The 16,188-nt window shown below is 34.4% G+C and carries 14 protein-coding genes; 2 read left to right on the top strand and 12 right to left on the bottom strand.

Annotation, left to right across the window (positions count from 1 at the left end):
• The first annotated feature begins 192 nt into the window (after positions 1–192).
• Positions 193–600, top strand: coding sequence for a hypothetical protein (locus ACYUJ6_RS06020; protein WP_461844932.1), 408 nt, complete (start codon positions 193–195; stop codon positions 598–600).
• A gap of 69 nt (positions 601–669) precedes the next feature.
• On the opposite strand, the gene ACYUJ6_RS06015 is transcribed toward ACYUJ6_RS06020, so the two are convergent.
• The 3 genes from ACYUJ6_RS06015 to ACYUJ6_RS06005 form a co-directional block, all read right to left on the bottom strand.
• A complete protein-coding gene (locus ACYUJ6_RS06015) occupies positions 670–1,020 on the bottom strand; it encodes a PqqD family peptide modification chaperone (protein ID WP_461844931.1) in 351 nt (116 codons plus the stop codon).
• Positions 1,010–2,929 (bottom strand): OPT family oligopeptide transporter, encoded by a 1,920-nt coding sequence (locus ACYUJ6_RS06010; protein ID WP_461844930.1) that lies wholly within the window; start codon positions 2,927–2,929, stop codon positions 1,010–1,012. Before ACYUJ6_RS06010 ends, ACYUJ6_RS06015 begins: the two co-directional genes overlap by 11 nt.
• Positions 2,930–3,356: 427 nt before the next feature.
• Complete coding sequence (locus tag ACYUJ6_RS06005; RefSeq protein WP_461845455.1) at positions 3,357–5,906, bottom strand: calcium-translocating P-type ATPase, PMCA-type; 2,550 nt, start codon at positions 5,904–5,906, stop codon at positions 3,357–3,359.
• A gap of 281 nt (positions 5,907–6,187) precedes the next feature.
• Here ACYUJ6_RS06005 and ACYUJ6_RS06000 point away from each other — a divergent pair, with 281 nt between their 5' ends.
• Entirely contained in the window at positions 6,188–7,822 is a 1,635-nt protein-coding gene (locus tag ACYUJ6_RS06000; protein ID WP_461844929.1) for a putative manganese-dependent inorganic diphosphatase, read from the top strand.
• A gap of 69 nt (positions 7,823–7,891) precedes the next feature.
• Here ACYUJ6_RS06000 and ACYUJ6_RS05995 read toward each other — a convergent pair whose 3' ends face one another.
• From ACYUJ6_RS05995 to flhA, 9 genes are all read right to left on the bottom strand, one after another.
• Positions 7,892–8,290, bottom strand: a complete 399-nt coding sequence (locus ACYUJ6_RS05995) for a hypothetical protein (protein ID WP_461844928.1) — start codon at positions 8,288–8,290, stop codon at positions 7,892–7,894.
• Positions 8,291–8,372: 82 nt separating this feature from the next.
• Positions 8,373–9,158, bottom strand: a complete 786-nt coding sequence (locus tag ACYUJ6_RS05990) for a flagellar basal-body rod protein FlgG (protein WP_461844927.1) — start codon at positions 9,156–9,158, stop codon at positions 8,373–8,375.
• Positions 9,159–9,192: 34 nt separating this feature from the next.
• The gene (locus tag ACYUJ6_RS05985; RefSeq protein ID WP_461844926.1) at positions 9,193–9,960 is read right to left on the bottom strand and encodes a flagellar basal-body rod protein FlgG; all 768 of its coding nucleotides are present in this window, start codon (positions 9,958–9,960) and stop codon (positions 9,193–9,195) included.
• 196 nt (positions 9,961–10,156) lie between these two features.
• The gene (locus ACYUJ6_RS05980; protein ID WP_461844925.1) at positions 10,157–10,642 is read right to left on the bottom strand and encodes a hypothetical protein; all 486 of its coding nucleotides are present in this window, start codon (positions 10,640–10,642) and stop codon (positions 10,157–10,159) included.
• 27 nt (positions 10,643–10,669) lie between these two features.
• On the bottom strand, positions 10,670–11,401 hold the full coding sequence (locus ACYUJ6_RS05975) for a FliA/WhiG family RNA polymerase sigma factor (protein ID WP_461844924.1): 732 nt from the start codon (positions 11,399–11,401) through the stop codon (positions 10,670–10,672).
• Positions 11,402–11,404: 3 nt separating this feature from the next.
• Entirely contained in the window at positions 11,405–12,076 is a 672-nt protein-coding gene (locus ACYUJ6_RS05970; protein WP_461844923.1) for a flagellar brake protein, read from the bottom strand.
• A 14-nt stretch (positions 12,077–12,090) separates the two neighbouring features.
• Positions 12,091–12,969 (bottom strand): MinD/ParA family protein, encoded by an 879-nt coding sequence (locus tag ACYUJ6_RS05965; RefSeq protein ID WP_461844922.1) that lies wholly within the window; start codon positions 12,967–12,969, stop codon positions 12,091–12,093.
• Positions 12,963–14,144 carry a flagellar biosynthesis protein FlhF gene (gene flhF, locus ACYUJ6_RS05960; RefSeq protein ID WP_461844921.1) on the bottom strand — a complete coding sequence of 394 codons (1,182 nt, stop codon included), beginning with the start codon at positions 14,142–14,144 and terminating at the stop codon, positions 12,963–12,965. Before flhF ends, ACYUJ6_RS05965 begins: the two co-directional genes overlap by 7 nt.
• Complete coding sequence (gene flhA / locus ACYUJ6_RS05955) at positions 14,144–16,159, bottom strand: flagellar biosynthesis protein FlhA (RefSeq protein WP_461845454.1); 2,016 nt, start codon at positions 16,157–16,159, stop codon at positions 14,144–14,146. The genes flhF and flhA overlap by 1 nt, the downstream gene beginning before the upstream one ends.
• Positions 16,160–16,188 lie beyond the last annotated feature (29 nt).

Raw genomic sequence — 16,188 nt, 5'->3', positions numbered from 1 at the left:
TAAAGTCATGTTTAGGAACGAATTTTGAAAATAAGTATATATATTGCCTATATGCAAACTATAATAAAAATTACTTTATATTTTAAAAACAAATATACTATGGTATAATATAATCAAATTTTTCATACCATTTCTATAGGAAATTCGCACTTGCTTATATCAAAATAAAGTAATAAAGGAGTTAGTATATACATGAGTTTTAAGGAAAAAATTGCACAATACTACACGAAATCTTATTTAAAAAAATATGGTGACAGACTGACACAGGTACAAGGCACTGTAATATCTGTTAAGATAAAGAAAAAAACTATATTATGGATATTTAATAAATTAACGGTGACCCTTTTAGTAAGACCTGAAAGAAGCAGAAATATAGTGAGGTGTTCCTACCTGAAAAAAAAGTGGTTTAAAAAGCCCGAATTTATACCTGTAAATCAGGGAAACCTGGTTTTAATTCAAGGTCTTAAAGGCAAAAGAGGAAAGGAAAACAGAGAATATGTAGAACTTATCAATATAAGGAATATGTCTACTAAAAAGGATCTAATACCTATTGAAGGTAAAATACCTAAGGTACAGAGAAAAGTTCAGCGATTCAAATAATTCACTGGGAATTCATCTGAAAGTAATGCAAAAAAAGATGGCAGCTGCAATGCAGTGCCGTCTTTTTTATTACAAATTTATTTTTTCTATATAGTGACAATTAATATCAATATGATTTAAAAACAGCAGCAACCTTTCATAGATTGGATGAATTTTATCACCATACTTCACTTCCAGATTCTCTCCAATATCTTTTACAGTTTTATTGCCATCTATTTGTAAAAATACATAACTTCCGTACTCATCCATAGTAATTTTTTTATATTCCGGAATTCTGAATTTAAGTTTTCTAAAAAGATTCTGAATCTTGTGATCCTGTTTTTCAAGTATAGTCACAATACCCTCTTTATCAACTTCATATTCCATGTTATCAGAAATTTTGAATATTATACTTAAAACTTCTTCATTGTTACTCGGCATTTTTTACTTTACTTTTCACTATAGGTATTACAGTTGCTATTACAAGGACTATCAGCAGCACAAATGCCATTCCATTAGTAGCTGCAAATCCACTTGGGCCATTTCCTTTTATAACGCCTGATACCTGAAGTATTATACCAATAAGTCCTATTATGGATCCGCCGGCAACAAGTCCGGATGATAAGCTTACGCCATTGGAAATTTTAGCTTCCTTTTCTTTCTCAGTTTTAGAAATTTTTTCTACAAATAATCGGATGAATGCGCCTATCAATATTATGGAAGTAGTAGATATAGGCAAATAAAATCCTATAGCAACTGTCATTACAGGAAGTTTTACCAAGAATAAAACAGCTCCCATGACAACTCCCACAATTATCATGACCCATGGCAATTTATTTGACATTATACCTGCAGTCAATGTTGACATCAAATTAGCCTGAGGTAATGCAAAAGGTACGCTATCACCAGTCATTGCAAGCTGACTTGAAAGTAATAATATGACACCAGTAACTACTGCAACACCAACTACACTGGCTATGGCAAAATATTTCTGCATTTCATTCTTGTCACCGCCAACTATAAAAGTAACTTTTTGTGATTGACAGTAACCTCCTGCTGCAGCTATGGCAGTAACTATGAATGTACCAAACAATAGCAGGGATCTATTATCTCCAATGTTTTTCCATCCCATTCCCACAAACAATAATGTTACAATAACTATAGAAGCTATAGTCATTCCAGATACAGGAAGGTTTGAAGTTCCTATGGTACCAGTCAAGCGGCCGGAAACTATAACAAACAACATGGATAACAATAGTGATAAAATAGAAACAATTACTGCCATTAATATGTTGCCGCCCGATACCAGAAAACCGCCTACAAAACCTATCACTATACCACCAATCAATATTAGGTTTTCAGCAGATGAACTGCCGCTGCCTTTTGAAGACTTGGCATTAAGAGTTTCCTTTATAGAAGATCCTATAGTTGGTATAAGTTTTACAGCACTTATCAAGCCGCCGGAAAGCATCATACCTGCGCCGATATACTTTACATAACTGCCTGCTATATCTTTAACCTGCATGGCATTTACAGCAACATGGGGATTGTTCCATACAGACGGACCACCTTGTCCTAAAGAACTAAAATAGCCTATTAAAGGCATAACAGCAAAATTGGATAATATAGAACCAGCAAACATGGTCAAAGATACTTCCATACCAACTATAAATCCTATACCTATTAACAGGGGATTGACTTCAACTTCAAATTTCCATTTATAGAAGGACTCATTTACATAACTTATAACATTGTTAGCCACATTTAGAAATGAACTGGTTAGAACAGTTATAGCACCACCTATCCCAAATCCAATTCCCATGTACTTGATTGATTCTTTGGCACCTTCTGAAGCAACAAGAGTTTCAGATATAGCCATTGACTCGGGGTACATTAATTTTCCATGTTCTTCAACTATTAAATAATTGTAAACAAGGGAAGCTATTCCTATACCAAATAAAGCTCCGCCTACGCCAACAACAAAACCTTCCAGAAAAGAGACTTTCGAGCCTATTAAAAGAATTGCCGGCAAAACAAATATCATACCGCTGGCAATGGATTCTCCACCACTTGACATACCTTGAATCAGGTTTTTACCAAGAATACCTTTTTGTTTAGCAAATATAGTTATAAATACGGAACCTAATATAGAACCAGGTATGCCGGCGGCAACTGTAAGCCCTGCTTTCATACCTGAATAGGCAGTAGATGCTGAAAATAGCACAGCCAGCATAATACCGATTATTAATACAGCAGTATTTCCGCCGGATTTAGAACCCTCGGAAATATACGGGACATAATCTTTACCAGATATGCCGCCATATGCACCTTTAGATAATTTTTTATTCATGAATAATATGTACCTCCCTAATTTATTGAAGTATTTCTGATTTGTTTAAAATATTTAAATACTTCATCAGATTCAATGTTTTCAAGTAAGCTATCTCATATTTATGATCTCCTCCTAACTTAAGATGTTTATTCTAAGTAAATATTTTTATAGTATTACTTAATTATATTTCAACATAAAAACGGTAAAAAATCAATACATATAATTATTTGATTTTTCAATATTCTTGTATCTTTGCCTAGCTTTATACTTTATTTTATATTAACTGTATAACAATATGACAATTTACAATAGATTTTAATTACAATCTTATAAATATGATTATTTTTATTGCAGATAAAGCTTCATATTTTGAAGAATGAAAATATGAAGCTTTTCTACAACTTGAAATTAAAATTGTTTTTAGAAATCCTATCATCTTCCAGACTTAAGCATTATTTGATTTGAAATATAAATATAAGCTGTTCATAAATGCAATTATACCGGAAAAGAACAATACTATACCCCACTGTGAAATCATAAGGGGTGAAGTATGGAATACCATTTGTAGGAATGGTATATAGATTGTGCATAACAGCATGGTTATAGACGTAGCAACTGCAGCTAGAAGATATACGTTGGTAAATAAATTTATTTCAAATATAGAATGTTTTTCTGATCTGCATTCAAATACATGTATGAGCTGAGATATTATAAGGGTACAAAGTGCCATAGTTCTTGCTGTTTTCAGCCCAAATCCCAAATATAATCCTATTACAAAGGCAAATACTGTACATACTCCTATAAGCGCCCCCCTCACAATGATTTTTTCACTGAGTCCCCTGGCAAATATACTTTCACTTTTAGCCCTTGGCTTTCCTCTCATTATATCCCCTTCTGCCGGATCCACTCCAAGAGCTATAGCAGGCAGTCCATCCGTAGCTAAATTTACCATGAGTATTTGTATAGGTAAAAGAGGTGTTTCCAATGCAAATATGGAGGTTAAAAGCATGGTTAAAACCTCTCCCAGATTACAGGACAGCAGATATCTTATAAATTTTCTTATATTGTCATAAATAACCCTTCCCTCTTCTACTGCAGCTACTATGGTGGTAAAATTATCATCCAGAAGTATCATAGATGATGCCTCTTTAGTTACATCCGTACCTGATATCCCCATACAGATTCCAATATCCGCTTCTTTTACTGCTGGAGCATCATTTACACCATCTCCCGTCATGGCCACAATATTTCCCTTAGTTTTAAAAGCTTTAACTATTCTAAGCTTATGTCCTGGATTAACCCTTGCAAATATAGAAACCTGCTGTATTTTAGCTGAAAGTTCCCTATCACTTAGCTTGTCTAATTCCTCTCCTGTTATAACCTGTGATTGTGTTTTGCATATGTCCAATTCTTTCCCAATGGCAAAAGCTGTGTTTTTATGATCCCCCGTTATCATAACAGGCCTTATACCCGCCAATTTACATTTTAACACAGCATCCTTTACTTCTCTTCTAGGGGGATCTATAATTCCGGCTATTCCTATAAAAATCAAATTATTTTCCAATGTCTTTCCGGCAGTCACCCCGCTGTCCTTATAAGCACCTGCTATACACCTCAAGGCATCAGAAGTCATATTTTCCACTGCCCTTAAAACCTTGTTTTTTTCACTGGAAGTAAGAAGCTTAACCTCTCCTCTATCCAATATATACTTACATCTATTTATCACCCTTTCAGGTGCTCCCTTTACATAACATACCTTTTTAGAACCTTCTTTCATTATGACGGACATCATTTTTCTATCGGAGTCAAAAGGTATGTCATAAATTCTCTCTACCCCATCCATAAATTTTTTCAGAGTCTTTCCCTCCCTGAAAAATGCTTTTATTAAAGCCGTTTCCGTAGGATCACCCATAAGTGCTTCTGAAATGTGAACTTTTTTTATGTCGAAATTAAAATCATTGCAATATGTAAAAGCTTTTTTCATAGTTATATTTTCAGGGAAAACCCCTCTGTCAACTTTATATATTTTCCCATTAAAGTACAGTGCCTTTACAGTCATCTTGTTTTCAGTAAGGGTGCCTGTCTTATCACTGCAAATTACAGAAGTACATCCCAATGTCTCCACTGCAGGTAATTTTCTGACAAGGGCATTTCTTTTTAACATTCTGGATACCCCAAGAGCCAGCGCAACAGTGACTATAGCTGCAAGTCCCTCCGGAATAGCTGCTACTGCCAAACTCACTCCAACTAAAAACATTTCATATTTATCCTGTCCCCTCCAGACACCAGTTAAAGTTACTATGATACATATGGCAACACATATGACTACCAGTACTTTTCCCAGGGATGCCAATTTTTCTTTAAGTGGTGATCTGTCTTTTTCAATATTCTGAAGCATACCTGCTATTTTTCCCATCTCTGTCTTCATGCCTGTTTGCACCACTTTGGCTTTTCCCTTTCCCTTAATAACTATAGTTCCCATATATACAGAATTATTTTTACCGAAATTACTTTTTTCAACTCCTTCAGATTCCCCGGTTAAAAGAGATTCATCCACCATAAAATTTCCTTTAGATAATAAGATGCAATCTGCAGGTACCTTGTCTCCAGACTCTAAAAATACTACATCGCCTACTACCAGCTCCTGGGCATTTATAATTTTGATTTTTCCGTCTCTAATCACCCTGGATGTAGGGGAAGCCAATTCTTTCAAGGTTTCTAAAGATCTTTCGGTTTTAAATTCCTGTACAAAACCCAATATGGCATTCATGATTATAATAATAAGTATGGTTATTGCATCTGCCTTTTCCCCCATGAATCCAGATATGACAGTGGCTACTATAAGAATCCAGGTTATAAAATCATTGAACTGAGAAAAAAATATTTTTACAGGGGATATTCCCTTTTTCTTTTCAATGGTATTAGTTCCATACTTTTTTAACCTTCTCTCTGCTTCAATTTGTGTGAGACCACTTTCCAGCTCTCTTTCATTAATCAATTTTATCCCTCCAAGGTATTTATTCTCTCTATGTTAATTAAATATATGCCTATTTTGCATTCCATTATGACAGTTTTGATCAAATGCACAGCTTACAATTCACAATGCGCGGTTCACAATTTCTTATAAAAATCTAATGTTTATACACTTAAATATATGGATATAATTAATAGCTAGTGGATAATTGGTCTAAATTTTGCTATAATATTTATATTAATCCATGATAATGATTTTATATACACATATTGTTTTATACACATACTTAGGAGGAAAAATTTATGAATGATGTTGTATACATTACAGGACATAAAAATCCAGATACAGATTCCATATGTTCTTCAATAGCTTATGCAGAATTCAAAAACAAAATGGGAGTTAATGCAATTCCCATAAGATTAGGAAATTTAAATAAGGAAACTAAATTTGTACTGGATTATTTTAAGGTTAAGCCCCAAAAACTAGTGGAAAATGTTAAGGCACAAATTTCTGATTTGGATATCGACAGTGTAAATCCTATATCTCCGGAAACATCTCTTAAAACAGCTTGGGCAATGATAAGTAAAAACAGTGTAAAAACTCTTCCTGTTGTAGATGATGACGATAAATTAATAGGTATTGCATCTCAATCCAATATAACTTCCTGTTATATGGACATATGGGATGCCAATGTAATAGAGAAAAGCGGTACTACTCTTGAAAACATACTCGATACTCTTTCCGCCAAATGCATATATGCTGCTGAAGAAAACCCTAAATTCAACGGTAAAGTCATAGTTGCTGCAATGCAGCCGGAAAGCATTGGAGAAATACTGGAAAAGGAAGACATAGTACTTTGCGGGGATAGGCTGGATGCACAGGATGTAATATTGAATTCCAGGGCTTCACTTATGATAATAACAGGCAATCATGAAGTAGACGAAAGTATAATAAAAAAAGCCAAGGAAGTAAACTGTTCAGTTATAATCACACCATTTGATACATTTACAGCCTCCAGACTGATACCTCAGAGTATTCCCGTAGGCTATGTTATGAAAAAGGATAACATATTGTCTTTTAAAATTTATGACCTTATAGATGATGTAAGGGATGTCATGCTTAAAACCAGGTATAGGAGTTATCCCGTAGTTGACTCTGAAAATAAGGTTATAGGAAATATTTCAAGATATCATCTCATATCTCAAAATAAGAAAAAAGTGATACTTGTAGATCATAATGAAAGATCTCAATCCGTCCGGGGTCTTGAGGATGCAGAAATACTTGAGATATTGGATCATCACAAAATAGGAGACGTGCAAACCGGTTCCCCTATATATTTCAGAAATGAACCAGTAGGCTGCACTGCTACCATAGTAGCTTCACGATTTTTTGAAAATGGAATAAGACCTTCTCAAAAAATTGCAGGTCTTTTATGTGCTGCTATAATTTCAGATACCCTGTTGTTCAGATCACCTACTTCTACAGATCTGGATAAGTTAATACTAAAAAGATTATCAGCCATAGCAGATATAGATCCTGAAGCTTTTTCCAGACAGATGTTTAAAGCAGCTTCTTCTCTTGAAGGAGAAACTCCAGATGAAATATTGAATCAGGACTTTAAAATTTTTAATATTTCCAAAACAAAAATAGGGGTTGGCCAAGTTTCCACCACGGATGCAGAGGGGTTCAAAACTATAAGAAGTGATGTGATAAGTGCTATGGAATCAAAATGTAAGGATGAAAATTTTGATCTCATAATATTTATGGTAACCAACATACTGAAGAGCGGATCTGAGTTAATTGTTGCAGGAGAACATCAAGATATAGTTTCTAAGGCTTTCGGAATAAATCTAAAAGATGGAAGTGCTTACATACCGGGTATTCTTTCAAGAAAGAAGCAGGTCATTCCACCACTTACCGCTGCCCTGTCTTCATAGAATTGAATTTTAAAAATCTGCTGTAAAAGGATAAAAGATCTGGAGGAAATACCTTCAGATCTTTTATCCTTAATCTTCAATTTCTGACATATTTACAGTTCTTATCTTAGCTCCGCATTCGCTATTATCCACAAATTCTTCCTTTTTATTTATATTTTCATCTTCCGGCTCTGTATTTACGGATTCCTCTTCTTCCATATCCAAGTCATCCATATCATCATAAGGCCTGTAATACCCCGTCATTTCCCCTGGTTTATTATAAGGTGGTGGATATGTTGGGGGGGATGATTGCATAGGATCCATTTGATACATACAATTCATGCATGGGCTTGAATTATTTAACATCATTGGGCACATTCTATACATATTAGGTGGATACATATCCTGTATAGGATAACCAGCATCCCAATCATACATATCATCTTCTCCAATATATTCATTGGAATCCATAATGGGACATCTGTACATATTATAACTCCTCCTGAAAATATTACATCTATACATTATATGTAGATACATCCCATATGTTTACATAAAAGTTTAAACCCAGCTATCTTTTCATACTATTTATAAGTCCCCACATTTCATCTGAAGTTGTAATCCCCTTGGATGCAAGTTCAAAAGACCTCTGAGCCAGTATCATATCTGTCATTTCCTGTCCCAAATCTACATTTGACTGCTCCAGATAACCTTGAATTATATTGGCATTTCCATTTAGATTCATTTGAACATTATTTTCAGGTACATACAGATTATCCCCAATGGATCTCATAGCGTCTTGTCCCACTGCATTGTACACATTTATTTTACCATATAATATGCTGCTGTCATTTATATTCATGTATATCTGCCCTTTTTCATCTACTTTAAAGTTATTGTCATTAAACACTGTACCTGAATTAAAAAGGGCGGTGCCCTGGGCGGTTAAATTCACTTCCAGCCTGTTTCCATCTGCATCAACTAAATTTCCCCCTTCATCCACATTAAAATTACCTGCTCTCTCGTAAGCTGATGTACCATTTGGAAGAGCAACCCTGAAAAAGCCCTGCCCATCTATTGCCATATCTGTTTTCAATCCAGTTTCCCTAATGCTTCCCTGGGAAGTATCCCTAATCCATTCTGTAGTTTTTACCCCTGTTCCATTAATTGTATTTGTTCCATCTGGATTAGTGGGATACCCTGCCCTGTTTAAAGTTTCATATACCAGATCCTGAAAATTCACATCTTCCCTTTTATATCCAGAGGTATTTATATTAGCCATATTGTTGGATATACTATCCAGTTTTTCCTGTTCTGCATTCATGGCACTTCTACTATTCCATATAGCCCTGAGCATTACAAAACCACCCTTCTCAATTGTTCTTTAATTTTTATACTTTTCCAACTTCATTTATAAGTTTGTCTAGAGTTTCATCAATTGATTGTACTGCCTTTTGATCCGTTTCAAAACTCCTCATAGTCGTAAGTAAATCGGACATTTCATTTACTATATTCACATTGGATTTTTCCAGTGAATTCTGTCTTACCACTGCATTGGATTCCACAGGGTTTGCCCCCGTATATAAATTATCTCCAACTTTAGTTAAGGTATCATAATTATTAAAATCCACCGTGTAAATTTTATATTTCTGAACCCCATCTATACTTATATTTCCGTAATTATCCGAGGTTATACTTCCACCACCTGCATTTATAGGACCCAGGCTTCCTCTTTGGGTATCCCTGCCTATAACATCGTTTCCCGAATCATCTACCAGCATTCCATTTATATCTACATGAAAGTGCCCATCTCTTGTATAAAATTCATTTCCATCAGGTCTTTGGACAGTAAAAAATCCTCTTCCATCTATGGCAAAATCCGTAGGAATGCCGGTAGATTCTATAGTTCCCTGAGTAAATCCGGTATTAACTGAATCTATTCCACTTCCCAAACTTATAGATCCTATTACATTTCTTACATTTTTACCTGCAGATATTTTATCATAATTCTGCAAAAGTACATCATTAAATGGTTTTACAGCCAAGCTATCTTCCTTAAATCCCACTGTATTTACATTGGCCAGATTATTGGTTATTACGTCCTGTCTTGCCTCTTGAGTTATCATACCTGATACCGCTGTGTAAAAACTTCTAATCATTTATTTTCACCTCCGTTATTGATTACTTTCATTTCATCAGGGTACTGCATTCCCATGGATCTAGCCTTATCCTCAATTTGACTTTTACTCATTTGATACTGAATTTTAACTCCACTCATAATAAAGGTAGCTAACAAAATACCTATACCTATACCTAGCAATACCTTTCTATCGCTAAGAAAGTCAAAAAAGGCCCTTACCTTGTGTATAATTCTTTTATTAATAGAATCTCCCCCTTACCAATACCAGTTTTTTTGCAGATTTCATCTACCGATATATTTTTATGAAGTAAATTTCTTATTTCATCAATTCTGATATTATTCACATCTTCAGTATTAACCTTCTCAGTTTCATGTTCTTTTAAACTGCCTTCATTATTAATTTCTGAGACAGGTTTTTCAGAATTAGATTCCTTGTTTACTTTCTTTCCCGATCTATCATATAAAATCATCTTATCCATGTTATTTTTATTTTCATTTTTCAAGCTCTCAATTTCTCCTTGAAGTTCAAATACTGTTTCTGCAAACTCTTTTCTTATTTTCCCAATTTCTATCTTATAATCTTCCATCTCATTTTGCTTCACGTTCAATTGTCCTTTAAAAGACTTTTTTTCCTTCAATAGGGCATTTAAATTTAACGTTATTAAAATCATCCCCACTGCAACTAATATAATTGAAGCCATAAAAATTTCCTTTCTGTAAAAACTACATTACTTATACATATATTTTAATTTAACCATAGCCTTTCTCAAATGCATAATTGCCCTGCCGTGGAGCTGGCATACCCTGGATTCCGACACATTTAAAATGTGTCCTATTTCCTTTAATGTCAATTCTTCATAATAGTACAGTGTAAGCACTAAATTATCTTTTTCATTCAAAATTTCTAAAGCTTTGGCCAAATACTCCAGTTTTTCTTTTTCTTCTAAACTCTTTTCAGGGCTTGGACTTTTAGTATCTTCTATAGTGCCCATGAGAGGAATATCGTCATCATCCGAAAATATTAAGTCCTCCAATGACACTATAGATATATAATTTATATAATTTTCAATCTCCATCATTTCCTTCAGGGACATATGGAGTTTATTTGCTATTTCAATACTTCTGGGCTCTCTGCCCAATTCCTTCTGAAGGGATTCCACAGCTCCATTATATTTATTAAGCTTATCCATAGATCCCTTGGAGATGGGACTGTTTCTCCTCAGCTCATCTATCATTGAGCCTTTTATTCTTATAGATGCATAAGTAGAGAACTTCATTCCTCTATTTTTATCAAATTTACTTATTGCATCCATTAAACCCAACATGCCATAACTGACCAGATCTTCATACTCGATGTATTTGGTTTTCCCGATTATAACTCTAGAAGCAATATATTTTACAAGAGGAAGATACTTTTTCACTAATTCTTCTTTTATATTCAGCTCATTTGCCAAAGCCATATTTTATTCCTCCTTTGCTCCTTTTTTTATATGTTCCCTCATTATCTGAAACAGCAGTCTTATAATCCTTTCCCTGTTCATTTTATCCAGATCCGTAAAAGCCAGCCCAAGTATCAGTTTTGAATTATCATTGTTTCTGTCAATCCTTACTATCTTCCCCTTTACAGTTAAACTGTCGTTTTCCATGGGAATAGTAACTATAATAATATCGCCAATCCGCAATTTATATTCCAATTTGTCCTTTACAACTATTTTCATGCCGCCGCCGCTCATATCTACAGAATAGGCATTGAATGTTCTTACCTGATCGCTCAAATTGCCTAAATACCCTTTCTCAGGAACCACGGCACAGAGTACATCAAAAATTATTTGAACTCTGACAAAATTTCTTCTCTGTACAATCTCTATCTCCATAGGTTTTTTTATCATTATTATAAGTATCTTTTCTATTTTTCGTCCTACCACTACTGTATGAAAACTATATATGTTTTTTCCTGAATAATATATTGCACGTATTTTGTCTCCTTTTTTTAAAGCTATATATTTATGGTTGTTTACAGGTATATTTATGCCTATGCAATCATCTGAAATGTCTTGAATATTGCTCTTATAGGTTTGTCCGTCTATTTCTATTTCAATCCTGCTGTTCACTGTAAACTCAACATTGCACTTCACTTTATCCCTTCTTTCTACGAAAAAACGTCAAAAATTCTCCTAAATAAATCCTGGACACCCTTCCCCCTATTATCCGTTTTAGCTCCGCTCAGTTTATTTGCTATAAAATTCACCTCTCTGGAAATCTTTGAATTGGGATAGCTTATCAAAAATGGAGTTTGCTCTCTAACTGCCTGTATAAGCTTTTTATCCTCTGACATGCTTCCCAGATATTCAGCATAAATATTTAAAAATCTATTCATCACACTGTTAAACTTGCTGAAAGTTTTTTTTCCATCTTCAATATTCATGACTTTATTTATAACAATTTTTACTGAACTCTTCAATTTGAAATAATCTATGGCTTTAACCAGACTGTATGCATCCGTAAGAGATGTAGGTTCCGGCGTGGTAATCACAATAACTTCTTCACAGCAGGCAATAAATCCAAGCACATCCCTGTTTATTCCGGCTCCTGTATCCAGTATTATATAGTCAAAATCACCTAATAGAGATAATTTTTTTATGAAATTCTCTCTTTGGGATTTTGTTATTTCCTCAATTTTTGATATTCCCGTTCCTCCGGGAAGCAATTTAACTCCAAATGGTCCTGTTACAAGAATTTCATCTATTCCCTTATCTCCAAGAATTACATCATACACACTGTATCTGGGCAAAAAACCCATAAGTACATGATCGTTTCCCATTCCCATATCTGCATCCATTATAAGAACCTTTTTCTTCATCTTCTGCAGTGCTATTGCCGTATTAACCACAAAATTGCTTTTTCCTACTCCCCCTTTACCGGAAGTAACTGTTATTATTCTGGGCTTTACAACACACTGTACAGTATCTTTTTTTATCTTTTTATCTTCCAGAACCAGCTTTCTCAATTTCTCAGCCTGATCTAGCATATAATATCCTCTCCTAGTACAAGCTTTGTTAATTCTTCAGAACTCATAGTTTTTATATCCTCAGGTACATTTTGTCCCGTGGTGACAAAGCTTATAGGTTTTTTAGCCGATTGCAGAATATTTAATATAGAACCATAAGTACAGGTTTCATCCAATTTTGTAATTATTATATCATTATAATTCAGATAGCTATACCCATTTATTATTGCATCTATATCTTTGTTTTTTGTAGTACAGCTTATTACCAAATGTATATTATCCGTTTTAATTTTATCTATAAATGCCCTCAGTTCTGATATCTGCATTTTATTTTTGCTATTTCTCCCTGTGGTATCTATCAAAATAACATCGCAGTCTTTCATATCCTGCACGGTTTTTTCCATATCCTTTATAGTAAATACAACCTTGAAGGGTATATTCATTATATCTGCATAAGTTCTCAGCTGCTCTACTGCGCCTATTCTATATGTATCTATAGTTATAAGTCCGATTTTTTTCTTTTCAATAAGGGCAAGCCTCCCTGCAAGCTTTGCAATGGTAGTGGTCTTACCTACTCCAGTAGGTCCTATCAATACCACCGCATTGGAAAGTTCCCTATTATCCACCTTTATCATATTTTGTACTACTTCTTTTAACTTTTCTTCATCTTTCCTGTCATCTTCCATAATATTTATACTGCCCAATATTCTTTTTATTACATTCTGGCTTAAATCACTGTTTTCAAGTTTTAATTGAAGCTTGCTTTTTCCAATATTCCCATAAGGGTTATTCATAATCTTGTTTAACATACCCTTCATCTGCTGTACTTCTTTTATCAAATCATCATTATTTTTTTCCACTATGCTATTTTCATAAAGTCCTTTTGTTTCAACGGGCCTTTGTTTCAAATCACTATTTTCAGCTCTGGTATCTTTTCCATCCACATCCAATAAATTATTTTTCATACTATCATTTACTATTCTCTTTATGGTTTTAATACCATAATTCATATTGTCTTCTCTTTTTTTATTATCCACCGCAGCAGTTACCTCCAGGATCTTTTTAGAAAAAAATCCCAGTATCCCTCTTTTTCTAATCTTTCTCTGACTTATAATGACAGCCTCACTGCCAAGTTCATATTTGATCCTGGTAACAGCTTCATTCATACTATTAACTTTATATCTTTTAATAATCATTATATTGAAACCACTCCTTCAGTTTTTATCTCCACATCATTTGGTATCTCATTTAGCGATAATACATTTACTGATGGGAATACCATCTCAATCAACCTTCTGAAAGGTGCCCTTATTTTTGGTGAAACCAAAACTACAGGCTGGTTTTCATAAAAATAAACCGAGTCCAGCATTTTTCTGAGAGACTTCAATATTTTGCTTGTAATATCAGGATCTATAGCAGGAAAAGAACCCTGCATGGATTTTTGAATATTGCTTCCTATTAATTTTTCCAGCTCCTGAGATATTGTGATTACAGTAATTGCTCCCTTATCATCTATAAGGGAATTACATATGCTTCTTCCCAGTGAAAATCGCACATATTCCGTTAATAGTTCTATATCCTTTGTACTTCTTGAATTATCCGCAAGAGATTCCATAATAGTCACCATATCTTTTATAGATACTCTCTCCCTTAAAAGATTTTGCAGCACCTTTTGGAGTTCTCCTATGGTCAATAAGTCAGGTATGAGTTCTTCCACTACAGTAGGATACTTTTCCTTAACAGAATCCACAATAAGTTTAACTTCCTGTCTCCCCAGAAGTTCATAAGAATGATTCTTAATAGTTTCCGTAAGATGGGTCACCATAACCGTAGTAGGATCCACCACCGTTAATCCCTTAATTTCTGCTTCTTCCCTTTGATCCTTGTTTATCCAGATAGCTGGAAGGCCAAAAGAAGGCTCAACTGTACTTATACCTTGAATGTCACTATTGGAATTAGTAGGATCCATACATAACAGCATATTTGGCATAAGCTCGCCTTTAGCTACTACCGTACCCCTTATCTTTATTACATAATCATTGGTTTTAAGCTGCAGATTATCCCTGATCCTAATAGGCTGTACTACTATTCCCATTTCAATAGCACACTGCCTTCTCACTGAAGTTATTCTCTGAAGAAGATCCCCTCCTGAACTTTCATCCGCCAGTGGTATGAGTCCATATCCTATTTCTATTTCCATAGGTTCTACAGATATGAGATTCATAACATTTTCAGGCTCTTTGTTTTCTATTTCAGTCATTTCCTGATTCTGCATTGCTTCATGCTGAATGTTTTGTTCTTTTTCATCCTTATACAATAGATATGCTGCTATAATACAGGCTATTGCAAGTATAAAAAACGCCATATGAGGAAGGCCGGGTATCATGGCCAAAAACAAAAGTACTGCACCAGCTATAGCTATTACCTTTGGAAATCCCAATAACTGCCTTACGGCCATGGTTCCAAAATCTTCATCGCTTCCGGAACGGGTGACAAGTATACCGGAAGCTGTGGAAATAAGAAGTGCCGGAAGCTGAGATACAAGACCATCTCCTATAGTCAATTTGGTATAAGTCTGGGCAGCTTCTGAAGCATCCATGCCTTTTACAACTATACCCGTAATTATTCCGGCTATTATATTTATCACCACAATTACCAGGGCAGCTATGGCATCACCTTTTACAAACTTAGAAGCACCATCCATAGCTCCGTAGAAATCCGCTTCTTTTTGAAGCTTTGACCTTTTATCTCTGGCTCCTTTTTCATCTATCAATCCAGAATTCAAATCTGCATCAATACTCATCTGCTTTCCGGGCATTGCATCCAGTGTAAATCTGGCTGAAACTTCGGCAACTCTGTTGGCACCATTTGTTATTACAATAAATTGTATGATGATTATTATTAAAAATATTATTATTCCAACTACATAGCTTCCACCAACTACAAATTCTCCAAAGGAATTTATAACTTCTCCTGCATATGCGTCCCTGAGTATCAGTCTTACAGAAGAAATATTGAGAGCCAATCTAAAAAGTGTAGTTATTAAAAGCAATGTGGGAAACACCGAAAATTGCAGTACCTCTGTAGTAAACATTGTCAAAAGTATTATAATTATAGACAATGTTATATTAAATGCAATTAATATATCCAGTAATTTTGCTGGAAGCGGAATTATAATCATAAATACTATCATTATAATCAGCAGTGCCATAAGTATATCCACATTATCTTTTAATTTAA

The organism is Clostridium sp. JNZ X4-2, from assembly GCF_054889485.1.
This window is presented reverse-complemented; position numbering and strand designations above follow the sequence as displayed.